General features: G+C 59.6%; 26 protein-coding genes, 1 tRNA gene and 2 pseudogenes. 8 read left to right on the top strand and 21 right to left on the bottom strand.

Annotated elements, in window-relative coordinates:
* Window positions 1-19 precede the first annotated feature (19 nt).
* On the bottom strand, window positions 20-469 hold the full coding sequence (locus AC09SL_RS21905) for a YcgN family cysteine cluster protein (RefSeq protein WP_018607524.1): 450 nt from the start codon (window positions 467-469) through the stop codon (window positions 20-22).
* 160 nt (window positions 470-629) lie between these two features.
* Between AC09SL_RS21905 and AC09SL_RS21900 the strand changes: the two genes are divergently transcribed.
* The gene (locus tag AC09SL_RS21900; RefSeq protein ID WP_058543825.1) at window positions 630-1,223 is read left to right on the top strand and encodes a nitroreductase family protein; all 594 of its coding nucleotides are present in this window, start codon (window positions 630-632) and stop codon (window positions 1,221-1,223) included.
* A 158-nt stretch (window positions 1,224-1,381) separates the two neighbouring features.
* On the opposite strand, the gene AC09SL_RS21895 is transcribed toward AC09SL_RS21900, so the two are convergent.
* The 6 genes from AC09SL_RS21895 to AC09SL_RS21870 form a co-directional block, all read right to left on the bottom strand.
* Window positions 1,382-2,314, bottom strand: a complete 933-nt coding sequence (locus AC09SL_RS21895; protein ID WP_058543826.1) for a D-2-hydroxyacid dehydrogenase — start codon at window positions 2,312-2,314, stop codon at window positions 1,382-1,384.
* Window positions 2,315-2,442: 128 nt separating this feature from the next.
* A complete protein-coding gene (locus AC09SL_RS21890; RefSeq protein ID WP_003198853.1) occupies window positions 2,443-2,736 on the bottom strand; it encodes a YcgL domain-containing protein in 294 nt (97 codons plus the stop codon).
* Window positions 2,733-3,866 (bottom strand): ribonuclease D, encoded by a 1,134-nt coding sequence (gene rnd, locus AC09SL_RS21885; RefSeq protein WP_058543827.1) that lies wholly within the window; start codon window positions 3,864-3,866, stop codon window positions 2,733-2,735. Before rnd ends, AC09SL_RS21890 begins: the two co-directional genes overlap by 4 nt.
* A 121-nt stretch (window positions 3,867-3,987) precedes the next feature.
* Window positions 3,988-4,629, bottom strand: a complete 642-nt coding sequence (locus AC09SL_RS21880; RefSeq protein WP_058543828.1) for a class I SAM-dependent methyltransferase — start codon at window positions 4,627-4,629, stop codon at window positions 3,988-3,990.
* 67 nt (window positions 4,630-4,696) lie between these two features.
* Window positions 4,697-6,346 carry a phosphoethanolamine transferase gene (locus AC09SL_RS21875; protein ID WP_058543829.1) on the bottom strand — a complete coding sequence of 550 codons (1,650 nt, stop codon included), beginning with the start codon at window positions 6,344-6,346 and terminating at the stop codon, window positions 4,697-4,699.
* A gap of 166 nt (window positions 6,347-6,512) precedes the next feature.
* Window positions 6,513-7,895: a glutamine synthetase family protein gene (locus tag AC09SL_RS21870; protein ID WP_058543830.1), complete on the bottom strand. Its 1,383-nt coding sequence runs from the start codon at window positions 7,893-7,895 to the stop codon at window positions 6,513-6,515.
* Window positions 7,896-8,416: 521 nt separating this feature from the next.
* Here AC09SL_RS21870 and AC09SL_RS21865 point away from each other — a divergent pair.
* Window positions 8,417-9,349 carry a LysR family transcriptional regulator gene (locus AC09SL_RS21865; protein ID WP_058543831.1) on the top strand — a complete coding sequence of 311 codons (933 nt, stop codon included), beginning with the start codon at window positions 8,417-8,419 and terminating at the stop codon, window positions 9,347-9,349.
* 3 nt (window positions 9,350-9,352) lie between these two features.
* Here AC09SL_RS21865 and AC09SL_RS21860 read toward each other — a convergent pair whose 3' ends face one another.
* Together AC09SL_RS21860 and AC09SL_RS21855 are read right to left on the bottom strand one after the other, a co-directional pair.
* On the bottom strand, window positions 9,353-9,718 hold the full coding sequence (locus AC09SL_RS21860; protein ID WP_058543832.1) for a 5-carboxymethyl-2-hydroxymuconate Delta-isomerase: 366 nt from the start codon (window positions 9,716-9,718) through the stop codon (window positions 9,353-9,355).
* 103 nt (window positions 9,719-9,821) lie between these two features.
* A complete protein-coding gene (locus AC09SL_RS21855) occupies window positions 9,822-10,745 on the bottom strand; it encodes a LysR family transcriptional regulator (protein WP_058543833.1) in 924 nt (307 codons plus the stop codon).
* A gap of 284 nt (window positions 10,746-11,029) precedes the next feature.
* Here AC09SL_RS21855 and AC09SL_RS21850 point away from each other — a divergent pair, with 284 nt between their 5' ends.
* The 3 genes from AC09SL_RS21850 to AC09SL_RS21840 all read left to right on the top strand — a co-directional run bounded on the left by AC09SL_RS21850 (window position 11,030) and on the right by AC09SL_RS21840 (window position 12,694).
* Entirely contained in the window at window positions 11,030-11,221 is a 192-nt protein-coding gene (locus AC09SL_RS21850) for a YegP family protein (RefSeq protein WP_058543834.1), read from the top strand.
* Between the two features lie 195 nt (window positions 11,222-11,416).
* A complete protein-coding gene (locus AC09SL_RS21845) occupies window positions 11,417-12,223 on the top strand; it encodes an AraC family transcriptional regulator (protein WP_058543835.1) in 807 nt (268 codons plus the stop codon).
* A 102-nt stretch (window positions 12,224-12,325) separates the two neighbouring features.
* Entirely contained in the window at window positions 12,326-12,694 is a 369-nt protein-coding gene (locus AC09SL_RS21840) for a cupin domain-containing protein (protein WP_058543836.1), read from the top strand.
* An 11-nt stretch (window positions 12,695-12,705) separates the two neighbouring features.
* Here the strand turns inward: AC09SL_RS21840 and AC09SL_RS21835 are convergent, their stop codons facing one another.
* The 3 genes and pseudogenes from AC09SL_RS21835 to AC09SL_RS21825 form a co-directional block, all read right to left on the bottom strand.
* The gene (locus tag AC09SL_RS21835) at window positions 12,706-13,452 is read right to left on the bottom strand and encodes a phytanoyl-CoA dioxygenase family protein (RefSeq protein WP_058543837.1); all 747 of its coding nucleotides are present in this window, start codon (window positions 13,450-13,452) and stop codon (window positions 12,706-12,708) included.
* 13 nt (window positions 13,453-13,465) lie between these two features.
* Window positions 13,466-14,245 (bottom strand): methyl-accepting chemotaxis protein, encoded by a 780-nt coding sequence (locus AC09SL_RS21830; RefSeq protein WP_373419643.1) that lies wholly within the window; start codon window positions 14,243-14,245, stop codon window positions 13,466-13,468.
* A gap of 78 nt (window positions 14,246-14,323) precedes the next feature.
* Window positions 14,324-15,100 (bottom strand): annotated as a pseudogene (locus AC09SL_RS21825) (MCP four helix bundle domain-containing protein); the annotation flags it as partial.
* Window positions 15,101-15,440: 340 nt separating this feature from the next.
* Here AC09SL_RS21825 and AC09SL_RS21820 point away from each other — a divergent pair.
* Window positions 15,441-15,707, top strand: a complete 267-nt coding sequence (locus tag AC09SL_RS21820) for a hypothetical protein (protein ID WP_013692484.1) — start codon at window positions 15,441-15,443, stop codon at window positions 15,705-15,707.
* 278 nt (window positions 15,708-15,985) lie between these two features.
* Here AC09SL_RS21820 and AC09SL_RS21815 read toward each other — a convergent pair.
* The 7 genes and pseudogenes from AC09SL_RS21815 to dapA form a co-directional block, all read right to left on the bottom strand.
* A pseudogene (locus AC09SL_RS21815) lies at window positions 15,986-16,494 on the bottom strand (type II toxin-antitoxin system YhaV family toxin).
* A 2-nt stretch (window positions 16,495-16,496) separates the two neighbouring features.
* Window positions 16,497-16,781 carry an AbrB/MazE/SpoVT family DNA-binding domain-containing protein gene (locus tag AC09SL_RS21810; protein ID WP_064107056.1) on the bottom strand — a complete coding sequence of 95 codons (285 nt, stop codon included), beginning with the start codon at window positions 16,779-16,781 and terminating at the stop codon, window positions 16,497-16,499.
* Between the two features lie 391 nt (window positions 16,782-17,172).
* A tRNA-Ser gene (locus AC09SL_RS21805) sits at window positions 17,173-17,262 on the bottom strand.
* Between the two features lie 83 nt (window positions 17,263-17,345).
* Complete coding sequence (gene purC, locus AC09SL_RS21800; protein WP_058543840.1) at window positions 17,346-18,059, bottom strand: phosphoribosylaminoimidazolesuccinocarboxamide synthase; 714 nt, start codon at window positions 18,057-18,059, stop codon at window positions 17,346-17,348.
* A 27-nt stretch (window positions 18,060-18,086) separates the two neighbouring features.
* On the bottom strand, window positions 18,087-18,845 hold the full coding sequence (locus AC09SL_RS21795; RefSeq protein WP_003198811.1) for an MBL fold metallo-hydrolase: 759 nt from the start codon (window positions 18,843-18,845) through the stop codon (window positions 18,087-18,089).
* 4 nt (window positions 18,846-18,849) lie between these two features.
* Window positions 18,850-19,965: an outer membrane protein assembly factor BamC gene (gene bamC, locus AC09SL_RS21790; RefSeq protein ID WP_058543841.1), complete on the bottom strand. Its 1,116-nt coding sequence runs from the start codon at window positions 19,963-19,965 to the stop codon at window positions 18,850-18,852.
* A 17-nt stretch (window positions 19,966-19,982) separates the two neighbouring features.
* Window positions 19,983-20,861 (bottom strand): 4-hydroxy-tetrahydrodipicolinate synthase, encoded by an 879-nt coding sequence (gene dapA, locus AC09SL_RS21785; RefSeq protein ID WP_058543842.1) that lies wholly within the window; start codon window positions 20,859-20,861, stop codon window positions 19,983-19,985.
* Between the two features lie 315 nt (window positions 20,862-21,176).
* Between dapA and AC09SL_RS21780 the strand changes: the two genes are divergently transcribed.
* Together AC09SL_RS21780 and AC09SL_RS21775 are read left to right on the top strand one after the other, a co-directional pair.
* A complete protein-coding gene (locus AC09SL_RS21780) occupies window positions 21,177-21,737 on the top strand; it encodes a glycine cleavage system transcriptional repressor (protein WP_003184325.1) in 561 nt (186 codons plus the stop codon).
* A 10-nt stretch (window positions 21,738-21,747) separates the two neighbouring features.
* Window positions 21,748-22,221, top strand: a complete 474-nt coding sequence (locus tag AC09SL_RS21775) for a peroxiredoxin (RefSeq protein WP_003198804.1) — start codon at window positions 21,748-21,750, stop codon at window positions 22,219-22,221.
* Between the two features lie 138 nt (window positions 22,222-22,359).
* Here AC09SL_RS21775 and AC09SL_RS21770 read toward each other — a convergent pair whose 3' ends face one another.
* Window positions 22,360-23,430: an AI-2E family transporter gene (locus AC09SL_RS21770; RefSeq protein ID WP_058543843.1), complete on the bottom strand. Its 1,071-nt coding sequence runs from the start codon at window positions 23,428-23,430 to the stop codon at window positions 22,360-22,362.
* A gap of 29 nt (window positions 23,431-23,459) precedes the next feature.
* Entirely contained in the window at window positions 23,460-23,699 is a 240-nt protein-coding gene (locus AC09SL_RS21765) for a sulfurtransferase TusA family protein (RefSeq protein ID WP_014337032.1), read from the bottom strand.
* Window positions 23,700-23,788: the final 89 nt, after the last annotated feature.

The following is a 23,788-nucleotide window of genomic DNA, read 5'->3' as shown; positions in this document are numbered from 1 at the left end:
GGGCGCGCCGTCCGGCGGCTCAGCCGGCGCGGAAAATCAGATGATCTTCCCAATCGTCTTCCGGCACGCTGCCTTCGGCCAACATACGCCCGGACTGGGAAATGCGTTCGTGGTGCACGGCATCGCGATCACCGCAGACCAAGTGGTGCCACAACGGCAAGTCCTTGCCCTCGCTGACCAGCCGATAACCGCAGGTCGGCGGCAGCCATTTGAACTCATCGGCCTTGCCCGGCGTGAGCTGGATGCAGTCGGGGACAAAGTCGCGGCGGTTGGGATAGTCGGTGCACTGGCAGGTTTTCAGGTCCAGCAGTTTGCAGGCGATGCGCGTGTAGTAGACGCTGTTGTCGTCTTCGTCTTCGAGTTTTTGCAGGCAGCACAGGCCGCAGCCGTCGCACAGCGATTCCCATTCCTGCAGATCGAGCTGATCGAGGGTTTTGCGTTTCCAGAACGGTTCGACTTTGGCGGCCATGGCTCAAGCATCAACATCAGGTGGTGAAAAGGCCGACAGTCTAGTGCCCGGGCCTCTTCAGGCCAAGCATTGGCGACTGTCGGTAGGCAGGGGCTTGTCAGGCCGGGCGGCGGGACGTAGGTTGCTTCATTGACTTTCCAAACCCCAGCCAGGTAAGCCCATGAGCGCCAATCCCCGCATTGCCGATTACGCGATTCACCCTCAATTCATCGAACGCTGGTCGCCCCGAGCCTTTACCGGCCAGGCCATTGCCGAAGAAACCCTGCTGGGCTTCTTCGAAGCTGCACGCTGGGCGCCGTCGGCGTACAACTCCCAGCCGTGGCGTTTCCTGTATGCGCGCCGCGACACGCCAAATTGGGAGCGCTTCCTGGGCCTGCTCAATGAATTCAACCGCGGCTGGGCGCAACACGCTTCGGCACTGGTGATCATTGTGTCGAAAACCACCTTCGCTGTGCCCGGCGCCACCGAAGAGACGCCAGCGCAGTCCCACACCTTCGACACAGGCGCGGCCTGGGGCCACCTGGCGCTGCAAGCCAGCCTCAGCGGCTGGCACACCCATGGCATGGCCGGTTTCGACCATGAGTTGACCCGCAAGGAACTGAAGATCCCGCAAGGCTACGCCCTGCACGCGGCCGTGGCGATTGGCAAGCTGGGGGACAAGTCGACACTGGCCGAGTACCTCCAGGCCCGCGAAACCCCGAGCCCGCGCCGGCCGTTGAGCGAACTGGTGGCAGAAGGCGATTTCAGCCTGTAACCCCAAACACTGCCCCCCCACGTTGTAGGAGCTGTCGAGTGCAACGAGGCTGCGATCTTTCCTCAGACACTTGAGTCTCGAGCTAAAGATCAAAAGATCAAAAGATCGCAGGCTTCGCCAGCTCCTACAGGGCCGGGCGGAGCATGTGCATCGCCAAGTCAGTAGCCCCTGCTGAAATCCACTTCCCCGCGCAGCGCGTCGCCCGCCTGATAGGCCCGCAGGTTTTCCAGGAACAACTGCACCATCATCGGTGGCGAGGTCGGTGCCGAGCTGTGGCCGGTCAGCAGCAGGCCCCAGGCGGTCCAGAACGGGTGGCGCTGCGGCAGCGGCTCCTGGCGGCAGACGTCGATCACCGCGCCGGCCAGGTGCCCGTCCTTCAGGGCTTGCACCAGGTCCGCATCCACCACCGCCACGCCGCGACCGACGTTGATGAACAACCCGGTCGGCTTGAATTGCTTGAACAGCGCCGCGTCGTACACATCATGGGTGTCGGGAGTGTTGGGTAGCAGGTTGATCACGTAATCGACCTCGCTCACCAGGCGCGGCAGGTCCTTCAGCGCCCCGACCTCGATGAACGGCGCCAACGCCCGCGCTTCGCGGGCAACGCCGTACAACTGCACACCAAACGGCACGAGGAACTGCGCCACACGCTGGCCGATATCCCCGGTCCCGACGATCAACACCTTGCGCCCGGCCAGGCTCTGCCCCTGGCGGTTGTCCCACTTGCGCTCGACCTGGCTGACCAATCGCGCCAGCACCTCGCGCTCATGACCGAGCATGTAAGCCAGCACGTACTCAGCCATCACCTGGCCGAAAATACCCACCGCACGGGTCAGGCGGTAATTGCGCGTCAAGCCCTCGGCCAGCAACGGCGTGATGCCCGCCCAGGTCGATTGCAGCCAGTTGGGTCTATGGCCTTGGCGCAACAGGGTAGCCAGCAGATCAGGCTGGCCGAGCCAGACCGGACAATCGGTGGCCAGTCGCGACAGTTCGGCAGAGTCGCCGCTGGTCAGGACTTCGATATCGGGTGCCGCCTGACGCAGAAGCTGGGCGTACACCGGGTGGTCGTGTTCGGCAATCAGAACGCGCATGAATCAAACCTTTCAAAAACAGTGCAGACAACCGCCGATAGAGTGTGTCGCTCCATCCATGCGATCGTCGTCAATAAACCATTCCAATGTTTTTCCAGAGGCACCCAGAACAGGTGCCTCAGAGACCGTCAGACCGGGTCGTTGCGGCGCAACAACTCTTCGGGCAAATGCTCGATGTACTCGTCTTCGGCCGGCGGCATTTGCAAGTGATAGCCCTGGGTGTCGAGGTTTTCCAGCACCTTGTTGATGTCTTCCCGAGACAGCGCCCGCTCAGGGCTCAGCACCAGGTCGAAGGCATGGATCGCCTTGCCAAAGGCGGCCATCAGCGGCTCAGGTACACGCTCCAGGGCATCGCTCTTGAGCACATACAGGTACATCTCGTTTTTCTTCGAGCTTCGGTAGATGGAGCAGATACGTTTCAAGGCTGTTCTCCGGCAGTGGCCAGGCTGTCGAGCAGCGCCTGGCCCATCAATTCGCGGCGCCAGCCACGCAGCGAATCAGGCAATTGGTAAGGGCCCTCGGGAAAGCCGCTCTTGATCAGCGCTTCGAGGGTTTTCTTGCGCAGCATCAGCTCCGGAGCAATCTCCAGGCGCTCGGCTTCAGCCTGCCCCAGCGCCCGCAGACGCTTGACCAAGGCCGAGGCCTCGATGGGCAGAGGCTCGGCCACGGCCGGCGGCCATTGCTCGGGCGGCACGCTGGCGGCGCGCTGGATCAGGTCCAGCAGAAACTGGCCGTCCTGGCGCACGGTGCGCGGGTGCATGTCTTCGATCTTCGCCAACGCGCCGAGGTTATCCGGCTGGGTACGGGCCAGGGGCCATAGCGAATGCTCGCGAATGATGCGATTGCGCGGCAGGTCACGAGCCCGCGCCTCGCGTTCGCGCCAGGCGCACAGCTCGCGCAGCACGGCCAATTGGGCGCGGGACAGTTTCCAGGCGAGCTTGGCCTCGCGGTAGACCTCGTATGGGTCGACTTCGCGACGCAGGTTGGCCACCAGTTCGGCGCCGTCCTCCAGGACCCAACGGTATTTTTCGTCGCAAAGTTTTGGACGCAGCAGTACGAAAACTTCCGCCAGGTGCACGGCATCCTCTGCCGCATAGCTGATCTGCGTCTCGGACAGGGGCCGCTGCAACCAGTCGGAACGGGTCTCACCCTTGGGCAACTCGATACCCAGCACTTCCTGCACCAGCCGCGAATAGCCCATGGAGAAGCCCAGGTTCAGGTAGGCGGCGGCCAGTTGAGTATCGAACAGCGGCGCAGGCAGGCTGCCGGTCAAGCGCAGCAGCACTTCAAGGTCTTCGCTGCAGGCGTGTAATACCTTGAGCACCGCCGGGTTTTCCAGCAGTGCGGCCAAGGGCTGCCAATTGTCGATGGTCAAGGGGTCGATCAGGTAGGCACGCTTGCCGTCGCCGATCTGCAATAAACCGGCAATAGGGTAAAAGGTGTCGACCCGCATGAATTCGGTATCGAGGGCGACGAATGGCAACTGCTGCCACTCGGCGCAAAACTGACCGAGGCTATCGTTGTCGCGAATCCAGTGAATATCGATGGCCACACGGCTCTCCCTTGAAGAATGGCGCGCAGTATATATCGCCGCTGGCGATTGCGAGCATCCATAGAGCAGCAGCCTAAGAGAAATCGCCTGCGAAAAAGCAAGAATAGTCCTACATCGGAACTTAACCGGTCTTACGCAATACATAAACACGCGTCAGCGCAAAACCGGGCAGGAAATCCTGATACCAGAGCACGCTGAAACCGGCCTGGCGAAACTCGGCTTCGACATCGGCCTTGTCGGCCAGGCTTCGTCGTGGCGCCTGGCCGATCTTGAGGCATCCTTCGATTTGCACCGAAACGATCACCGTGTCGCGACTGACCCGATGGAACTCGCGCAACAGCGCCAGGCGATGCTCGCTGGCGCCGACGTGGCGAAACAGTTGCAGACAACAAATACAATCCACCGCGTTGGCCGACAGCCCGATGGTAAACGCTGAACTCGGGAAGGTCTTGACCCGTTGGAGCAACGCGCCGCCATGGTGAGTGAGCGCATGTTCAAGCATGTCCGGCGACGGGTCCGCCGCCAGGATCACCCGGTTGGCATGCTCGGCCAGCACCGGCCAGAACCGTCCTGCGCCACAGGCCACATCCAGCACCAAACCGGGCTCGCCCGCCACCTTCAGGGCGTTGCGTACCATGTGTTCGTCGCGCCAGAACGCCAGGCGCAATCGTCGAGGTGCCGGCCGACAGCAGACCTGCGCATGTTCCTGGTCATGCTGCCTGGCAAACTCAAGCTCGACGGTGGAAGGGGGTAGCCCGGACATACGAACGGCTCTTGGAAAAGATTGGATGACAGGTTAACCAACACCGCGTGAAAAAAAAGTCACGCCATCACTGGCGCGCCAGGACACCGTCAATCACCGCGCCGCGACAGTTGGCAAACAGGTCCAGGTCGCGGTTGTAGACCTGGCTGTTGACTTCCAGCAGCCCGAGCATCGAGTGAAACAGGTTGTCTTGGCTCAAGGGCTTTTCCCGACTCAGTTGCAGGCAATGGGTGTCGACCGAAAAAGCCTTCTGATAGCTGTCAGAGAACCAGGCAAGCATCGCCACATGTTTCTGTTGCTCCGGGGCGAGCATGTAGGGCGTGCCATGGAGAAACAGGTTGTATTCGCCCAGGGACTCGCCATGGTCCGACAAGTACAGCATGGCCGTGTCGACCTTGTCCTGGTTGGCCCGCAGCAGATCGATCAGGGTCGAAAGCACATGATCGGTGTACACCAGCGTGTTGTCGTAGCCGTTGACGATGCTCTCGCGACTGCAATTGTTCAGCGCGTTGCTTTCGCACACCGGGGTGAAATGCTCGTACTCCTTGGGATAGCGCTTGAAGTATTCCGGCCCGTGGCTGCCCATCTGGTGCAGCACCAGCACGGTGTCCTTGTCGAGCGTGTCGATGAAATGCTGCAAACCCTGGAGCAGGATTTCGTCACGGCACTCGCTGCTCGCACACAGGGCTGGATCCTTCAGATTGCTCATATCCTGCACGGTGACCCGGTCGCAAGTGCCCTTGCAGCCGGACTGGTTGTCCCGCCAGATCACCTCCAGCCCGGCGCGCTTGAGCACATCCAGCAAACCCTCTTCATTCTTGGCGATACTGGCGTCGTAGTTCTTGCGCCCCATGTTGGAGAACATGCAAGGCACCGACACGGCGGTTTCAGTGCCGCAGGATTGCACGTCGGTGAAAGCGATCAGGCCGGCCTCTTTGTTCAGTGTCGGCGTGGTATCGCGGTTATAGCCGAGAATGCCGAAGTTCTCGGCCCGGGCACTTTCGCCCACCACCAGTACAGTCAGGGATTTGCGGCCGTGGGTTTGCCAGATGGGGTTGCGGCTCGCGTCCTCGCCCAACTTGGTGAACGGCTGCTTGGCCGACGCGACCTGCTCACGCAAGTAGCCGAACGAGGCACCGATGTAATTGCTCGGCACGACCATCAAGCGCAACTCGTGGTGGTTGCGAAACAATGAAGACAGGCCTTGGTAGTTGGCCAGGGCGACCACGCCAATCACCGCGACCGAGGCCACACCGACCAGCAACTTACTTAATAACTCTTTGGGCCAGCGACGGTAGTTGATCGGTGTCTTGAACAACAACCAGCAAGGCAATACCCCCAACAATCCGATATAAACAAACAACTTCAGCGACAACAGGTCGCGAACTTCCGTGGCATTGGTTTCAGCAAAGTTGCGCAACATGCCGGTGTCGATCAATACGCCGTATTGGCCCATGAAATACGCAACGCCGGCGCTGATCAGGAACAACAGCATCAGTACGGGCTTGAGCAGCGGACGGAAGGCCACGAGCGTCAACACCAGGTTGAACGCGCAGATAATCATCAGGCCAAACGCCACGCACATCAGCAGGCCCCGAGCGTCAGCCGTGGTGATCGCCAGCAAGTGTTGCCAGAGAACGATGTTAAAGCCCATTAATAAAAAGGCACTGGCGACCAGCGTCACCCACTCGGGGCGCACGGCTTTAATAGTCAGCATAATGGATGACGGTTTCCTGAAAGTTGCTCTTTTAAAAAGAAGTGCCGCAGGAAAATGTGAAAATTTCATTTCCTACGGCAGCACAAACTTTAGGTAGCTCACCATCAATTTTTCGTGAAAAACTTGCCACTAAATAATTATTTAAGGAACAGGCGGCCAACCGCTTTCAAGCCTGATTCAGATACCAGCGCCAGTCCTGCTCCCCGACTTCCCCCATGAATTGACGGTATTCCGCGCGCTTGACCGCCAGATAAACGCCAAGAAACTCATCGCCAAACGCCTCCCGCGCCCAGGCCGATGCTTCAAGGGCACGCAGGGTGGTGAGCCAATCGGTGGGCAGCAACTCGGTGGCCTGGGCGTAGCCGTTGCCTTCCACAGGTTTCCCGGGATCGCACTGTTCACGCAGGCCGCGATGAATGCCGGCCAATATCGCCGCCGCTGCCAGGTAAGGGTTGGCATCGGCGCCGCAGATACGATGCTCGATGTGCCGCGAGAACGCCGGGCCGCCCGGCACCCTCAAGCTCACGGTGCGGTTGTCCACGCCCCAGGTCGCCGCCAGCGGTGCGTAGCTGTTGCTTTGGAATCGCCGGTAGGAGTTGGCGTTCGGACAAAACATCAACAGCGAATCGAGCAAGGTGTCGAGCATCCCCCCCACTGCCTGGCGCAACAGCGGCGTGCCGTCTGCGGCTTCACTGGCAAACAAATTGTGGCCTTCGCGGTCCGCCAGGCTGACATGCATGTGCATGCCGGAGCCCGCCAAGTGATCGAACGGCTTGGCCATGAAACAGGCCTGCATGCCGTGCTTGTGGGCCACGCCCTTGACCAGTCGCTTGTAGCGCACCGCTTCATCCATGGCTTGCAAGGCATCGCTGCGATGTTCAAGGGTGATCTCCACTTGTCCCGGTGCGTATTCGGAAATGGCGGTCCGGGCCGCAATGCCTTGCAGCTTGCACGCGGTGTACAGGTCGGCCAGGAACGGCTCGATCTGCTCCAGCTCGCGCAAACCGTAGACCTGGGTCGCGCGCGGCCGGCCACCGTCGGCATCCCGCGCCGGTTGTGGCCGGCCTTGGCTGTCGCGTTGCGCGTCCAGCAGATAAAACTCCAGCTCCGCCGCCATCACCGGGTAATAGCCGTCGGCCTGCAAGGCCTCGATCACTTGGCTGAGCAGATAACGCGGATCGGCGATGGTCGCCGGCATGCCTTCCTGGGGATGCATGCTGACCTGCACGGCAGCCGTGGGAATCAGCCGCCATGGCATGCGCTGCAAGCTGCCGCTGAGGGGATAGGCACGGCAATCGATGTCACCGACGTCCCACACCAGTCCCGAGTTTTCCACATCATCGCCATTGATGGTCAGCCCGAGAATCGTACTGGGCAGTGGCCGGCCACTTTCGAAGACCGCCAGCAACTCGTCCCGATGCAACAACTTGCCCCGGGGCACGCCGTTGTTGTCGAGAATGAACAGCTCGAACAGTTCGATATCAGGGTTCTGCGCAAGGAACGCCTGGGCGTGTTGCACGGGTGCGAAAGAAAACTTGGCAAGGCTCATGAGAACGCTCGTATTTCCATGTCGGACGGGGGACAAGGCACCGTCAGTCTGTGCTCGCCATTGAGCGAGCACCGTGAATGATCAACAGGAAATACGCGTATCTGGAGGACGAGCGTGACGGCAATGCCAGAGCGCCCAAAAAGCCAGCTCGGAGGGCAACGCACTGAGGGTTGGGGCCATGGCAGGCGTGAACCGGCCCAGCGGATCGACCGCGGCAGATGAAGCGTATTGGAATGCCAGGGGCCAACCGTCCATGAGCGCATCACAGGAAATACATCGGGCAAGCGTCCCACGGCCCCCTTGGCGGTTAAACCTGGATTTGATGGAGCTTGGATCGCAGCGAGCTAAACATAGGCAAACCAAACAGTCGTTGATCGACACGTCGTATTCGCTACATTATCTGTCCCGTTCCCGACCATGAAAGCGCCTGCCCGGCATTCTCTTGGCACCATCGTTCCGTTAGGATCGTCAGCCTGGTTTGCGCAAAATCCGCGCAAGGAGCACAGCGAGAGACAGAACGGATGCTGAACAGTAACTCCCTCAGAAAGCTCGACATGCAGGACCTCATGGTATTTAGCGCCGTGTACGAGCAAAGCAGTGTCACTGGCGTGTCCGAGGCATTGTGCGTCAGTCAATCAACTGTCAGTTATTGCCTCAAGAAACTGCGAACCTGTTTCGAAGACGAGCTATTCATCAACACCCGCACCGGCATGCGCCCCACCTACAAGGCCGAGGGCATGTACGACCATGTGCGCGCCATTTTGCAAAGCATCAACCTGTGCCATGCCGGTACGCCCACCTTCGATCCGACCCGGCAAGCCATTACCTTCAATATTTGCGCACCGGAATATTTCGAACAGCTGATTCTGCCGCAACTGCTGCAAGGCTTCGATTACGCCAATCTGCCGGTGGTGGTGAACGTGCACAAGCTCGAAGCCGACATTCCCGCCGAAGAATTGCGCGACGGCAGCCTGGACCTGGTGATCTGCTTCGGCCCGAACTTCCACAGCAACCATGCCGATTTCAAATCCCGGCAGTTGCTGGAGGAAGACCTGGTTTGTGTCGTGGATAAACGAGCGACGCCACTCGAACCGCAACTGAGCCTTCAGTCTTTCGTACGGCGCCGACACGTATTTCCGACACCCTGGTCGTCAGCCACCAACATGGTGGACGGCTGGCTGTCGCAGCAGGCGCATCAACGCCAGATTGCCGCTCGCGCCAACAGCTACAGTGCTGCACTGAAGATGATCACCGGCACCGACTTCATCCTGACCCTGCCCCGCCGCATCCAGAAATTGCTGGCCAACGAGGCGATCTTCAATCACCACGAAGTGCCCCAGGGCCTGCCGGGGTTCACCCTGAACATGCAGTGGAGCCTGGCCGTCGATCAGGACAGTGCCAACGCCTGGCTGCGCGAACAGATCATAAAGGCCTGCGCCGCCCGCGACACCTGATCGTCATTGACCGATCAAGGCCTTGGCATACGGGCCTCGATCGATATCGAGGATTTCCACGCACAGTTGCACGCTAACGTCGGCCGGCCATGGCCCCAGCTCCTGGATCACGGCCAGCAGGCTATCGGCCAGTTGTTTCTTGACCTCCAGCGAGCGACCGCTCAGCAAGGCCAGCTTCACGTGCACGAAACCCCGCTCGCCCAACCCCGTGCCCACCCGGAAAGTCTCGAGCTTCACGGCCCGGCTCTTGATGTCCAGCTCGGCGGCAAATTGGCCAGAGGCCACCAGCGCATTGTTCAGGCGCAGCAATGCGACATCGGCCTTCAGCTCGGGCAGGTTGGCGGTGTACTCCATGTGCAGGTGAGGCATGTGTTCGACTCCGATTCGAAAATATGACGAGGGGATTTCAGCCGCCACAACCTTACCTCGACTTTAAACTTTGGGGCAGGTTTTGTTTCCTCGTTTCACGCGCTCAAGCTTGCGCCGAGACAACGCGCTCACCCATAAACGCCTCCAGCCGAGAGCGCAACCAGCGCTCGGCCGGGTCACTGTCGACATGGCTCAACCAGACCATGGACAAATCCAGGGTCGGGGTCTTGAAAGGAAAGGGTTCGTTGAACAGTTGCCCCGAGGCCGCCATGGCGGCGGCGGTATAGTCCGGCAGGCTGGCGATCAGGTCCGTGCCGGCCAGCAACGCCGGCAATGCGCTGTATTGCGGCACCGACAGCACGACCTGACGCGTGCGTCCGATCTCGGCCAGCCATTCATCGGCAAACCCGGCGACGTTCGCGGTATGGGACACCAACACATGAGGCCGCGCGCAATACTCGTCCAGCGTCAGCGGCGTGTCCGACACATCGGCACGCAACACGCGGGGCTCGATGTGCCGCAACAATTTGCGCTTGGCGTTGGCCGGTAGACCGCGGGTCTGGCTGATGCCCACGGTAATGTCGCCCGATGCCAGCAAATCGGGGATACGCCAGTAATCGACGTGCTGGACCACGAACACGATTTGCGGCGCTTCTTGCCGCAGGCTACTCAACAGGGGCGGCAACAGGCCGAACTCGACGTCATCCGACAGGCCGATGCGAAACGTCATGGTGCTGCTGGTGGGGTCGAAATCGTGGGTCAGGCTCAAGGCCACCGACAGCGAATCGAGCGCCGGTGATAGATGCCGGATGATTTCTTCAGCCCGGGCCGTCGGTTCCATGCGGTGGCCAACGCGAATGAACAATGGGTCGTTGAACATCTTGCGCAAACGATTGAGGGCCGAGCTGATGGTCGGTTGACCCAGGAACAGTTTTTCCGCCACCCGTGTCACGTTGCGCTCCAGCATCAGCGTTTCGAAAACCACCATCAGGTTGATATCGGCCTTGCGCAATTCGTTGCGGTTCATCCACTGCCCTCGATCCGTTGATTGGATGCAGTGTAGAAACGCCAGGGGTTGTGCGTCTATGCGCAAAAAGACTCACTTCACGGCCAGGGATTTCAGTCCCTGGGCTCTTTCGGTCAAGGCAAAGCAAGGACATAAACGGTCGCATGTTCGATCCAGACTCATGTCAGCAATATTTGATAACCAATGGAAACGAATTTCCTGTAGCCAAAACCACCCACTTGGCTAGGCTGGCAGCCACATGTCCAACGCATGTCTTGACTGAATGAATCGCAGGGAGCGAACCGATGTATTTTGAAATCTATCGACAGACCCGAGGCACCCCGAATACCGGAAAAGGCCAATGGCGCTGGCGCTTGAGAGCCGGCAACCACGAAACGATCGCCAGTGGCGAGTCCTATGTGAACAAGAGTGACTGCCTTCATGTCATCGGGTTGATCAAGAATGTCCAGGGCGAAACGCCCGTAAAGGAGATCTAACAGCGCCGCGTGGGCTCTGTAGGAGCTGGCGAAGGCTCGGGCCGCGTTCGGACGATCTTTTGATCTTGATCTTGATCTTTCGCTTGAGATTCAAGCGTCAGGGGAAAGATCGCAGCCTCGTTGCACTCGACAGCTCCTACGCCAGTTCAGCTTTTTTGCGGTAGGGTAGGCGGACAAAAGCAGGAGGCCGGTGCAATGACTCGATCCATCCATAATCGCGACTGGCTGGTGCGGGCGCCCGAGTCGAGGAAAATGGAGCGCATCGAAGCTTATTTCAGCGGGCATGGCTACACCACCCATCGCCATGACACCTACGCCATCGGCATCACGCTCTCCGGCGTGCAGAGCTTCAACTATCGCCACAGCAAACGCCACAGCCAGCCCGGCGGCACCATCGTCCTGCACCCGGACGAGGTGCACGATGGCGAAGCCGGGACGAGTGAGGGTTTCCGCTACAGGATGTTCTACATAGAACCGTCGTTGATCCAGCAAGTACTGGGGGGCAAGCCATTGCCCTTCATTGAAGGAGGGTTGTCCAGCGACCCTCGCCTCAACATCGCGACCCGCCGACTCTTGAACGGCCTGGATCATCCCCTCGATCCGCTGGAGGAAGAGGATGCCATCTACGACGTGGCCCAGGCACTCGACCTGGCGGCCGGCAGTCGACGTGGACGGCGGCTGATCGACTACCCGGCGGCGGAGCGAGCCCGCCTGTTCATCCACGATGCCCTCCACCAGTCGATCACCCTCGAAGACCTGGTGCAGGCCAGCGGTCGCGATCGATGGAGCCTCTCCCGGGATTTCCGGGCGCTGTACGGCACCAGCCCCTATCGCTACATCATCATGCGTCGCTTGAGCGAAGCCCGACGCCTGGCCTTCCACGGTACGCCATTGAGCGAAGTGGCCCTGGCCTGTGGTTTTTTCGATCAGAGCCACATGACCCGGTTGCATACCCAGGTCTTCGGTATTTCACCGGCACGCTGGCTGAACATGCTGCGCTAAGATAGCGACTGCGCGCCGCAAAAAAGTTGCACGATCATCCAATACGCAGCATCGGCTCGAACAATAAAGTAGGACGCACCACCCACCAAGGAGCATGCCTCGATGAACCGTTACGCCCCCATCAACTTCGCCCAGAAATACACCCTGTTCCAGGAACAGTGGACACCGAAAGTCGTGGCCGAAATGAATGACTACCAATTCAAGATCGCCCGGCTCGAAGGCGAATTCATCTGGCACGTCCACGCCGATACGGATGAAACCTTCATCGTGCTGGAGGGCGAGCTGCGTATCGACTTTCGCGATGGTGCAGTGACGATTGGCCCGGGCGAGATGTACGTGGTCAAAAAAGGTGTCGAACATAAGCCCAGCGCCGCCCAGGAAGTGAAACTGCTGTTGATCGAGCCTCGCGGCGTCATCAATACCGGCGAACAAACCAATGAGCGAACGGCGGTCAATGATGTGTGGATCTGACTGAGCTGGGCTCAATCGTATTCAGCTTCCTGGTGATCGCCCAACAACCGCCGCTGACGAGGTGTCGCGGCGGCCAAGACCACGGGGTTGAACTGCCAATGCAGATAGGGTGAGAACTTCTGCGCGACCATCCGCCGGCCATAGTGCACCTGGAGCATGTAACGCGTGCGGTCGGCGGTCCGGTTGTCGCTGCCGGCGTGCCATAACTCACTGCGCAGTATCAGCACATCGCCCGCCCGGCACAGCACCGGCTGCGCGGGGCGCCCTTGCCACTGCGTTTCGCCTTTCACCGGCGCCCGGCCGGCCTTGTGACTGCCGGCAATGACCTGTGTCGGGCTCAAGTCGGCGTCGATGTCATCCAGGTAAAACTGCGCGGTAAAAACTTGCATCGGCAGTTCAAAGGCAGGGTCGGCCAACAGGCTTGGCGGCAATTGCATCGCCAGATAATCCAGATGCAACGGCGCCCCGATAAAACCGGGATGGCAACGCCAGGCCGTCTGGCCGATGACATGGCAATCATCGCCCAGGGCCGCCTCTGCCAGTTCGATCACCCCGGCCACATCCAGGAAGGCCAGCCAGAACGGATCGCGATTGAACACACATTTGTAATGATCGATGACGCCGCTGTAGTCCCAATGCTGGGGCTTCAACTGGTCGATGGCATGGCGCAGGTCGGCGATCTGGCGAGCATCCAACACACCAGGCATCAGGACGAAACCGTCCTGATGCAGGGCTTGCAGTTGCTCGTCAGTGGACACGACACCCCCTGCTTCAGGTGCGGAAGCGGCCGGTCAGTTCTGCCAGGTTTCTCGACAGGCTGGACAGCTGTTGGCTGGCCTGCATGCTCTGGGCAGAATTGGATGCCGCCTCGTTGGACAGATCACGGATGTCAGAAATATTGCGGGCTATTTCCTCAGTGACGCTGCTCTGTTCCTCACATGCACTGGCGATTTGCGCGGCCATGTCGTTGATCCGCTGGATCGAACCGCCGGTACCGCTGAGCACCTGATCGACACCCGCTGCACGCTCGACACTGTCCCGGGCCTTGCTACTGCCCACATGCATGGCTTGAACAGCCTTGGCGACACCGCTCTGCAACCGCTCGATGCGAACCTGGATGTCCTTGGTCGAATCCTGTGTGCGCGCCGCAAGCGCCCTCACTTCGTCGGCCACCACGGCAAAACCACGGCCCTGCTCACCGGCCCGTGCGGCTTCGATGGCAGCGTTCAGCGCCAACAAGTTAGTCTGTTCGGCGATGCCACGTATCACCTCGAGCACGGCACCAATGCTGGAAGTTTCCTGGGCCAATGCCTCGATCGTGCCCGAAGCGCTCTCCACTTCCTGGGCCAACTGGCGGATCGACTCGATGGTGCTGCTGACCACCTCGGCGCCGTCACGAGACTGACTGCTCGCCTGTTGCGCGGCGCCCGAGGCGTTCGCCGCGTTATGCGCCACTTCGTGCACCGCCGCGCTCATCTGGGTGGCGGCGGTACTGACCTGATCGAGCGCCGCATGCTCGCTGCTGATCAACCGGTCATTCGTGGCGGCCATATCAGCCATGGCGCGCGCTGCGGAATCGACCTCCCCGGTGACCCGCCCAACTTCGGCAATCAACGGTTGCAGCTTGTCGAGAAAACGGTTGAAGGCACCGCTGAGCTGACCCAATTCATCGGCCGAACGTACCTCCAGACGCCCTTTCAAATCGCCACCACCCTCGGCAATCTGCTCGACGCGGTGCAGCAGTCGACGCATTGGGCTCAGCACCACAAGTGGCAGAACGAAAAGCACCAGGACGCAACTGAGCAGGCCGACCAGCAGAATCGCACCCTGTTGCATCCCAACTGCCTTGCCGTTATTGATCGCGGCGTCGCCTTCGCGATGCGACGCCGCATCTTCCAGCTCACCCAGCTTGTCGATGGAGTCGCGCATGGTTTCGAACAGGCGCTCACTGTCACCAAAACTCAGCGCGCTGGCACCCTGCGGATCGCCCACAGACAGCTCGAGGACCCGTCGCGACACCTGCATCCATTTCCCGAAGCTGTCATTGAACTGACTGACCAATGCCTGTGCTTCGGCACCGGGTTGCATCGCGGCATATTTTTGCACGCGGTCATAAGCCTGCTTCGCATTCTCGCCATGACTGGCGCTCAGCGCTTTCAGATGCTCGCTTGCATGACCATCAAGCAGACTGCGCTCGGCGACGAAAGCCTGATAAAGATCACGGTCGGCGTTGAGCAACAGGCTGATCGCCGGCAGATAACGCTTGGTCAGTTGCGTGCTCGATTCGGTCACCTGACCGATACCACGCATGCCCGACCACCCCATCAGCACCAACAACACAGCCAGGAATGCGATCGGAAGGGTGATTTTCCAGCGAAAGCCCAGATCGGCAAAAAACCGCAGCATGGTGTCACTCCTTACACGGGGGAATACCTGCCTATCGGCAGCCTTGTCTTGAGCTATAGACCATTAGTCTAATTGTTACAAAGCTTTGGGTCTGGCAGACACCGAGGTGATGCAGGTCGCGGAGGGGGTTGTGCGGGATAAAAAAGGCGGGGGAGGCAATTGCAGCGGGGATTTTTCTGACATTTCTCGCCCACATAATTTAGGGAATTTTCTGACTCATCATCTGATTGATGATTTCTCCGGCGAGGCCCTATAGTCCAAACGTCGTTCGTAAGAGCGGCTTGGGTTTGGCGACTCAATGACAAATGGTAAGAAAGCCCTCGATCAAGTGGAGTTTGAAATGAATAGATACATGGCCCTTACCAGCAATGCCGACGATCAACCCCTCTTCGTCGATACCTCTGCACCTTTGCACATCCTGCTCGACACGGCGGGCTATAGAATCCGCGCGGTCACCCAGCTTTTAGAGAACCTCGCCATGCGAGGAGACATTCCGAGCGACTCAGTGGTCCTTCAGGACTTCGCACAGCTGTGCTGCATTCCATTGAGGGATGGTTGCGACGTACTTGATGTCATAGCCCGACGATTGGATGCAGAGCCGGCCTAGTTCAAAGGGCCTCAACAAGGTGATGCCGATCAGCTAATCGATGCAGCCCCTGTGGCGAGGGGATTTATCCCCGCTGGGCTGTGAAGCAGCCCTAAAAGCCAGGCAACCAGGATTGTCTGGTTGATTGAGTTGAGGAACGAGGGGACAGACCACGATTTCGAGTTCACTTGTAATCGCCCCGATTCATAATCGTGGTCTGTCCCCGTTTTCACGCGACAAAACGCCAGAAACGAAAAAGCCCAGCGGATACGCCGGGCTTTTATGGGAAACGGATGGCTTTATTCTTCCTCCGTTCCTGTCGTAGAACTTCCATATTCCAAGACGCCGCAAGCCGCGATGAGGTCGGTGTAGGAATTAGGCATTTTTCCGTTTAGAAGCATTGCGGTAAAAACTGCATACACATCATTTTTATCGCCATCCTTCCTCAACGTTTTCTCATCATTGAGCCACGCGTAGATGATGGTCTTGGGCGCCTCTGATCTGAACTGAAAAAAAGGCGATACCGTGGAGGTATCCCTTGCTTCTTCACTCGAAACCAATGCTTGAAGTCACGCCCTAGCGTGTTCCCCTGGCGATAGCAGGTATGGGCCGGATCAGACGGAACATTTATCAGGATATTCGCGCTCACTGCATCGAAAAGCTTGTAGACCGGATGATGGTGAAAGCCTTCCGGGTCATTAGCCATCGCTCTCTCAACAGAGGCGGTGATTTCCTCAAGGCGCGCAATGAATAACGGGTGTGCATAAAGTGCCCACCCGTTTTCGATATGAATCGTGCTTTCGGTCACGCTTAGCCTTCTTGAAGCTCGCGGCGACGATTGTCGTCTGCCTGATTGCGAATTGCTTGAATTCGCTGCAGCAGGCCGCGAGGGATAGGCTGGATACCCTCAGGATTTTCCTTGATATCCCTATCAAGCAGATCAAGGAACTCGATACCTGCTTGAGTCTCTGCCTTTCTTTCGGTAAACGAGACGACATTGCCTTTAGACATGACTTCTCTCCATCGCAAATTTTCCTGCATTTTCAGCAGAACATGGCCTGAACGCTTCATGGCGAGCACGGCCTTATGGGGCATTTCCGTGCCCTCTGTAGGATCACTGTAGATCACTATGGTTCACGAGGAGTGCATTTAACACCATCAAAGCCGAATAAAGGAAGCGTGATGATGTAACAGATGGAGAAGCCTGTACGGATGACCAGACCAGACGAAAATGTCATATCAAACGTCGGCTTGCGAGTCTCTGTGCCGCAATACAAGTCGCGTACGATCAAGCTATGGCCCACCGAATACAATTATTTCTGACGGCCGGCCATACAGTGGTGCAACAGAAAGGGCCAAAGCAGCGAGGGGGCAGAGCCGAGGAAGATCCCAGCATGTTGGGGGAATGACATTCGCCCCCATTCCCCCAAAATCCCCCCAAATACAAAAAGCCCCGAGGCGGTTAAGCGCTCGGGGCTTTTAAATTTGGCGGAGAGATAGGGATTTGAACCCTAGGTACTGTCGCCAGTACAACGGATTTCGAATCCGTCCCGTTCGGCCACTCCGGCATCTCTCCAGTGGCGCGCATCATACCAGCACATTCGCCGGAAGCGAACCCCCGAGCGAAATTTTTTCCGTGCTATCAGATGCTTGCGTCGATTACAGCGGTACACCCAGACGCTTGGCGACTTCTTCGTAGGCTTCGATGACGTCACCGAGGCCCTGGCGGAAGCGGTCCTTGTCCATCTTCTTCTTGGTGTCCTTGTCCCACAGGCGGCAGCCGTCCGGGCTGAATTCGTCGCCCAGGACGATGGAGCCGTCGCTGAACACGCCGAATTCAAGCTTGAAGTCCACCAGCAGCAGGCCTGCGTCGTCGAACAGCTTGGTCAGCACTTCGTTGACCTTGAGGGACAACTCCTTCATGCGGGCCAGTTGCTCGGCGGTGCCCCAACCGAATGCCACGACGTGGGATTCGTTGATGAACGGGTCGCCCTTGGCGTCGTCCTTCAGGAACAGCTCGAAGGTGTAAGGGTTGAGCTTCATGCCCTCTTCCACGCCCAGACGCTTGACCAGGCTGCCGGCGGCGTAGTTACGCACGACGCATTCGACCGGGATCATGTCCAGCTTCTTGACCAGGCATTCGTTGTCGCCCAGCAGCTTGTCGAACTGGGTCGGCACGCCGGCGGCTTCGAGCTTTTGCATGATGAAGGCGTTGAACTTGTTGTTCACCATGCCCTTACGGTCCAGCTGTTCGATGCGCTTGCCGTCGAACGCCGAGGTGTCGTTGCGAAACAGCAGGATCAAGCGGTCAGCGTCGTCGGTCTTGTAAACCGACTTGGCTTTGCCGCGGTAGAGTTCTTCACGTTTTTCCATGATGGGCTCCGCTTGCTAAGTAGTGGGCTAGGCGATATGTCGCCAGTCGAGCCCTGAATCTTGATCGGCCAGTTGCAGCCAGTCCGGGTCGCACCCGAGGGTGTCGACAAAACATTGCCGGGCCAGCTGCGGCAGGTTGTTCTTGCTGCTCAGATGGGCCAGGACCAGGTGTTGCAGGCCTTGCCAGCCCAACTCGGCCACCAGGAACGCTGCCTGGTGGTTGTTCAAATGTCCGTGCTCCCCGCCTACCCGCTGCTTGAGGAAGTACGGGTAGTAACCACGCGCCAACATGTCGCGGCAGTGGTTGGACTCGATCATCAACGCATCGAGGTCCCGGTAACTGTCCATCACTCTGTCGCAATATGACCCAAGGTCGGTCAGCAGCCCAAAGCGCCGCTCGCCGTCGCTGAACACATATTGCGTGGGTTCTCGGGCATCGTGCGCCACGCTGACCACGCTGATGTCCAGGCAACCGATGCGCAATTGCTCGCCACCGGCCACAAAACCCGCCGGCTCGATGGGTTTGCGCAGGCCTTCCAGTGTTCCGCGGCTCAGGTACACCGGCAGATTGTAGCGCCGAGACAGCAAACCCACGCCATGCACGTGGTCGGCATGTTCGTGGGTCACGAGTATCGCGCTCAGTTGCGCCGGGTGCACACCCAGGCGCAACAGGCGCTTCTCGGTTTCCCGCAAGGAGAAACCACAATCGACCAACACGTACGTGCCGGCGCTGGCTACCAGCGTGCCGTTCCCCTGGCTACCGCTGCCGAGAACGGCAAAACGCATCGGATCAGCCCAGGTTGTCCTGAATCACGCCCAACACCTTGCGGGCCACATCGGCCGGCGCCACGGTGTTGATGTTCTTCTCGACGGTGACCTGGACGTTGTCGCCGACCTTGCTCAGGCGAACTTGGTAACGCTCGGCGCGGGCTTCGATTTCTTCCTTGTCCGGCTTGCTGCCGAACAGGCCACTGAAGAAGCCAGGCTTCTCGTCTTTCCTCTCGGCCTTTTCAGCGAGGTTGATGTAGTACAGGCCCAGGCTGCGGTTGATGTCTTCAACGCGCCACTCACCCTGCTCCAGCGCACGACCAACGCTCGACCAGGCACGGTCCAGGTCGGAGCCGACGTTTAGCACCGGGTTGCCGCTGCCGTCTTCGTTCAGGCTGACGCGGCTCGGCGCATCGAACTCCTTGGACGCCAGCATCGAGACCGAACCGCCCTGCTCTGCGGTACGGCTCATGCTGGCAAGCATGTCGTCCACCAGCGCAGCGTCGAGACCGGTATTGACCGAACGGTTGGTAAAGGCCACGTCGGCGGTGCTGCCGGCAGGCCGCTCGGCGCTGACCACATAGACTTCGCTGGTATTGCGCTGCACGCCCGGCTCGATACGCACCCGCACACGGGTTTCGCTGTCGGCCGCGACACCGGCGGCGCTCATGCGCTTGGCCATGCTCGCGGACAGTTCATCGGAGCGCTGCCAAGTGGTGGTGAACTCGCCGGTTTGCGGGCGCTGCTCGTCCAGGCGGAAACCGTTGTCCTGGAAGAACTGGATCGCCACAGGCCAGACTTCGGCCGGTGGATGCTGGCCCATGACCCAGCTGGAGTCGCCGCTCTTCTGCAGCGTGTAGTCGCTGGCATCGGCCACGGCCGACAGCGGCTGTGGACGTGGGACGATGTATTCGCCCTTGACGCTGTCGTCAGCTACGTTGCGCGGGATCGGCAGCAGCGGATCCAGGCGCTTGGCAACATTGACGTCTTGTGGCAGTTGCATCGGTGCAGTCTGTTGCGCCTGCAGGTAATCGCTACCACGGTCGCGGAAGTAACCTTCCGGCCCCCAGATCCATCCGCAGCCGCTGGTGCTGGAGATAATCAAGGCAAGTGCGGAAAGTCCGGCCATTCGCTTCATGCGTTGTACTTCCTCAATTAAACCAGGACGCCGGACTGGCGCATGGCCTGCCGCAGCGGTTCTTGACAGGGGGTGCTCAGCCAGGTCAGTGGCAGGCGGATGCCTTCGTGCATCAGGCCCATTTCAACCAAGGCCCACTTCACCGGAATCGGGTTGGCCTCGATGAACAGGTCCTTGTGCAACGGCATCAGTTTTTCGTTGATTGCCCGTGCAGTCTCGGCGTCGCCCTTGAGCGCGGCCTCGCACAGGTCGGCCATTTCGCGCGGGGCAACGTTGGCGGTGACGGAGATGTTGCCCTTGCCACCCAGCAGGATCAGCTCGACCGCTGTCGGATCATCGCCGGACAGCACGATGAAGTCCTTGCTCACGCCATCGAGGATGGCCTTGGCGCGCGTCATGTCGCCGGTGGCTTCCTTGATGCCGATGATGTTCGGCACGGTGGACAGGCGAATCACGGTCTCGGCCTGCATGTCGCAGGAGGTGCGGCCGGGAACGTTATAGAGGATCTGCGGGATGTCGACGGCTTCGGCAATGTGCTTGAAGTGCTGGTACAAGCCTTCCTGGGTCGGCTTGTTGTAATACGGGACGACCAGCAGGCAGGCGTCGGCACCGGCCTCCTTGGCGTTGCGGGTCAGCTCGACGGCCTCGCGGGTCGAGTTGGCGCCGGTGCCGGCGATGACGGGAATGCGACCGTTGACCTGCTTGACCACGGCACGGATGACTTCGATGTGCTCATTGACGTCGAGGGTTGCCGACTCGCCGGTGGTACCGACGGCGACAATGGCATGGGTGCCGTTCTCAAGGTGGAAGTCCACGAGTTTGCTGAGGCTGGCCCAGTCAAGATGCCCTTGTGCATCCATGGGTGTGACCAGTGCCACCATACTGCCCGCAATCATGAAACCGCTCCTGCCGGAAAAAGAGAGCGGTAATGGTACTGGCGCCAAGATGCTTGTACAAGCGAACTACCATTCCCCTTGGCGATGGTTTTCGCTACCCTTCAGGCTTTGATCGGTACCGACAAGCTCATACGCCGGTTTCCAGCCTCCGTTTTCGTCGCCGCAAGCCCCGATCCCGGGTTTGTCCCGGTGCATTCCTGCTTTCGTGGAATGCAGCGCAACTCCGGGCACAAGGCTTGAGCCGTTCGTTTTTCCGGGCCTGGCGCTGTGTCGAGCGGCAAAAGTACCGACCGCTCATCGCTTTAGGAATGCTGCATGTCCACCCCCACAGTCCGCGAACAATTCCTTGTTATCAGTGCCCTTGGCGCCAACCCCATGGAGCTGACTAACGTCCTGTGCCGCGCCAGCCATGAAAATCGCTGCGCCGTCGTGACCTCACGCCTGACCCGTCATGGCGAATGCAGTGCACTCGTGCTCGAGATCTCCGGCAGCTGGGACGCCCTGGCTCGCCTGGAAGGCAGCCTGCCGGTGCTGGCCAAGAAGCATGCCTTCACCGTCAACGTGGTGCGTAGCGCCGCGCTGGAGAACCGTCCCCAGGCCCTGCCCTACGTGGCCTACGTGAGCTCGGCCTACCGCCCGGACATCATCAACGAGCTGTGCCAGTTCTTCATGGACCATCACGTCGAGCTGGAAAACCTGACCTGCGACACCTACCAGGCTCCACAGACCGGCGGCACCATGCTTAATGCCACGTTCACCGTGACCCTGCCGGCCGGAACCCAGATCAGTTGGCTGCGCGATCAGTTCCTGGATTTCGCCGATGCGATGAACCTGGATGCCTTGATCGAACCGTGGCGCCCACAAAACCCAATGTAAGGAAACGTTCATGGCCGTTGCCGTCGACCAGCCGGTTACCGATTTCCAGGCACCCGCCACCAGCGGGCAGACCGTCAGCCTCGCCGCCCTCAAGGGCAAGCAGGTGGTGATCTACTTCTACCCCAAGGACAGCACCCCGGGCTGCACCACCGAAGGCCAGGGTTTTCGCGATCAGTACGCGCAGTTCCAGGCCGCCAACACCGAAGTGTTCGGCGTCTCGCGGGACAGCCTCAAGTCCCACGAGAACTTCAAGTGCAAACAGGAGTTCCCGTTCGAGCTGATCAGTGACAAGGACGAGGCCGTCTGCCAGCTGTTCGACGTGATCAAGCTGAAAAAACTCTACGGCAAGGAATACCTGGGCGTTGATCGCAGCACCTTCCTGATCGACAAGAACGGCGTGCTGCGCCAGGAATGGCGGGGCGTGAAGGTGCCAGGGCATGTGGATGCGGTGCTGGCGGCGGCTCAGGCCCTCAACAAGGCCTGACTTTACCTTGGGCCTGTCCAGGCCCTTCGCGAGCAAGCCCGCTCCCACAGGGGTTCTGTGTTGACCAAGTCACCGCAGATCCAATGTGGGAGCGGGCTTGCTCGCGAAGGGGTCATCAGCATCACCTGATTTATCAAGCTACAACAACGGCGCCACCACCGGCTCCTTGCTCGGCCACGCATCCAGCACCGCCTTGAACAGCGTCGCCAGGGGAATCGCGAAGAACACGCCCCAGAACCCCCACAGCCCGCCAAACAGCAGCACCGCACAGATGATCGCCACCGGATGCAGGTTCACCGCCTCGGAGAACAGCAGCGGGACCAGCACGTTGCCGTCCAGCGTCTGGATGATCCCGTAGACCGCCATCAGGTAGATGAACTGATCGCTCCAGCCCCACTGGAACAGCGCAATCAAGGCCACCGGCACGGTCACCACCACGGTGCCGACATAAGGCACCACCACTGAGATGCCCACCAGCAGCGCCAGCAAGGCGGCGTAATTGAGCCCCATGGTCACGAAACCGATGTAGGTCACGCCGCCGCAGATGAAAATCTCGATGACTTTGCCGCGAATGTAATTGGCGATCTGTCGATTCATCTCCTGGGCCACGTGGGTAATCAGCGTCCGCTCACGCGGCAGGTAGCCGCGGACCCAACGGCCGATCATTTCCCGGTCCTTGAGGAAGAAAAACACCAGGATCGGCACCAGCACCAGGTAGATCATGATGTTCACCAGAAGCGGCAGACTGGACAGCGAGAATGTCAGCGCCCACTGGCCGAACTTGCCGATCTGGCCGCGCACGACTTCAATGGCTTGCAACACCTGCTCGTCGGACACCAGGTGCGGATAACGCTCGGGCAACAGCAACAGCACGGACTGCCATTTGGCAAGCATCCCCGGCAACTCGTTGAAAAGCGTCACCAACTGGTGCCAGAGCAGCGGCACGATCACGATTATGAACACCAACAACAAGCCCATGAACAGGGCGAACACCAAGCCCACCGCCACCGCACCCGGCAATCGCATGCGCTCCAGCGTCGTGACCAACCCTTGCATCAGGTACGCCAGCACCATCCCCGCCAGCACCGGCGCCAGCATGCCGCCCAGGGTGAGCACGGCGGTAAAGGCCAGGAAAAGCAGCACTGCCAGGACCACCGCTTCTTCATCGGAGAAGTAGCGCTGAATCCAGTCGCGTAACACTTTGAACATTAAAAATCCTTAAGAGACGCTGTCGGTTTTCAGGCCTTTTTCAGCCAGTAACGGTAGACGCCGTTATCGTCTTCTTCACGCAGCAGCGTATGACCGGCCAATCGGGCGAAGGTGCGAAAATCACGTTGGGAGCCCGCATCCGTGGCGATCACCTTGAGCACACTGCCGCTGGCCAGGCGATTGAGTTCCAGCTTGGCCTTGAGCAACGGCAACGGACAGTTCAGGCCGCTGGCGTCCAGTTCGGCATCGTGGGCTACAGCATCAGTCATGGGTTCACTCCGCGGCAGATCGTTGAGCGGCCTAGAATATCTGGTCCCGGGCCCGGTGTCCGGCTACAGTAGGGTCTTTGTCAACGAAG

The organism is Pseudomonas sp. PF05 (assembly GCF_056521845.1).
The sequence above is the reverse complement of the archived record's forward strand: the minus strand, read 5'-3'. Positions and strand labels throughout refer to the sequence as shown.

Bases quoted from the DNA above. Each gene is read 5' to 3' on its own strand.
- AC09SL_RS21905 (WP_018607524.1), bottom strand. From the start codon at position 469: ATGGCCGCCAAAGTCGAACCGTTCTGGAAACGCAAAACCCTCGATCAG.
- AC09SL_RS21900 (WP_058543825.1), top strand. From the start codon at position 630: ATGAGCGCCAATCCCCGCATTGCCGATTACGCGATTCACCCTCAATTC.
- AC09SL_RS21895 (WP_058543826.1), bottom strand. From the start codon at position 2,314: ATGCGCGTTCTGATTGCCGAACACGACCACCCGGTGTACGCCCAGCTT.
- AC09SL_RS21880 (WP_058543828.1), bottom strand. From the start codon at position 4,629: ATGTCCGGGCTACCCCCTTCCACCGTCGAGCTTGAGTTTGCCAGGCAG.
- AC09SL_RS21875 (WP_058543829.1), bottom strand. From the start codon at position 6,346: ATGCTGACTATTAAAGCCGTGCGCCCCGAGTGGGTGACGCTGGTCGCC.
- AC09SL_RS21870 (WP_058543830.1), bottom strand. From the start codon at position 7,895: ATGAGCCTTGCCAAGTTTTCTTTCGCACCCGTGCAACACGCCCAGGCG.
- AC09SL_RS21865 (WP_058543831.1), top strand. From the start codon at position 8,417: ATGCTGAACAGTAACTCCCTCAGAAAGCTCGACATGCAGGACCTCATG.
- AC09SL_RS21860 (WP_058543832.1), bottom strand. From the start codon at position 9,718: ATGCCTCACCTGCACATGGAGTACACCGCCAACCTGCCCGAGCTGAAG.
- AC09SL_RS21855 (WP_058543833.1), bottom strand. From the start codon at position 10,745: ATGAACCGCAACGAATTGCGCAAGGCCGATATCAACCTGATGGTGGTT.
- AC09SL_RS21850 (WP_058543834.1), top strand. From the start codon at position 11,030: ATGTATTTTGAAATCTATCGACAGACCCGAGGCACCCCGAATACCGGA.
- AC09SL_RS21845 (WP_058543835.1), top strand. From the start codon at position 11,417: ATGACTCGATCCATCCATAATCGCGACTGGCTGGTGCGGGCGCCCGAG.
- AC09SL_RS21840 (WP_058543836.1), top strand. From the start codon at position 12,326: ATGAACCGTTACGCCCCCATCAACTTCGCCCAGAAATACACCCTGTTC.
- AC09SL_RS21830 (WP_373419643.1), bottom strand. From the start codon at position 14,245: ATGGCCGCCACGAATGACCGGTTGATCAGCAGCGAGCATGCGGCGCTC.
- AC09SL_RS21820 (WP_013692484.1), top strand. From the start codon at position 15,441: ATGAATAGATACATGGCCCTTACCAGCAATGCCGACGATCAACCCCTC.
- AC09SL_RS21810 (WP_064107056.1), bottom strand. From the start codon at position 16,781: ATGCCCCATAAGGCCGTGCTCGCCATGAAGCGTTCAGGCCATGTTCTG.
- purC (WP_058543840.1), bottom strand. From the start codon at position 18,059: ATGGAAAAACGTGAAGAACTCTACCGCGGCAAAGCCAAGTCGGTTTAC.
- AC09SL_RS21795 (WP_003198811.1), bottom strand. From the start codon at position 18,845: ATGCGTTTTGCCGTTCTCGGCAGCGGTAGCCAGGGGAACGGCACGCTG.
- bamC (WP_058543841.1), bottom strand. From the start codon at position 19,965: ATGAAGCGAATGGCCGGACTTTCCGCACTTGCCTTGATTATCTCCAGC.
- dapA (WP_058543842.1), bottom strand. From the start codon at position 20,861: ATGATTGCGGGCAGTATGGTGGCACTGGTCACACCCATGGATGCACAA.
- AC09SL_RS21780 (WP_003184325.1), top strand. From the start codon at position 21,177: ATGTCCACCCCCACAGTCCGCGAACAATTCCTTGTTATCAGTGCCCTT.
- AC09SL_RS21775 (WP_003198804.1), top strand. From the start codon at position 21,748: ATGGCCGTTGCCGTCGACCAGCCGGTTACCGATTTCCAGGCACCCGCC.
- AC09SL_RS21770 (WP_058543843.1), bottom strand. From the start codon at position 23,430: ATGTTCAAAGTGTTACGCGACTGGATTCAGCGCTACTTCTCCGATGAA.
- AC09SL_RS21765 (WP_014337032.1), bottom strand. From the start codon at position 23,699: ATGACTGATGCTGTAGCCCACGATGCCGAACTGGACGCCAGCGGCCTG.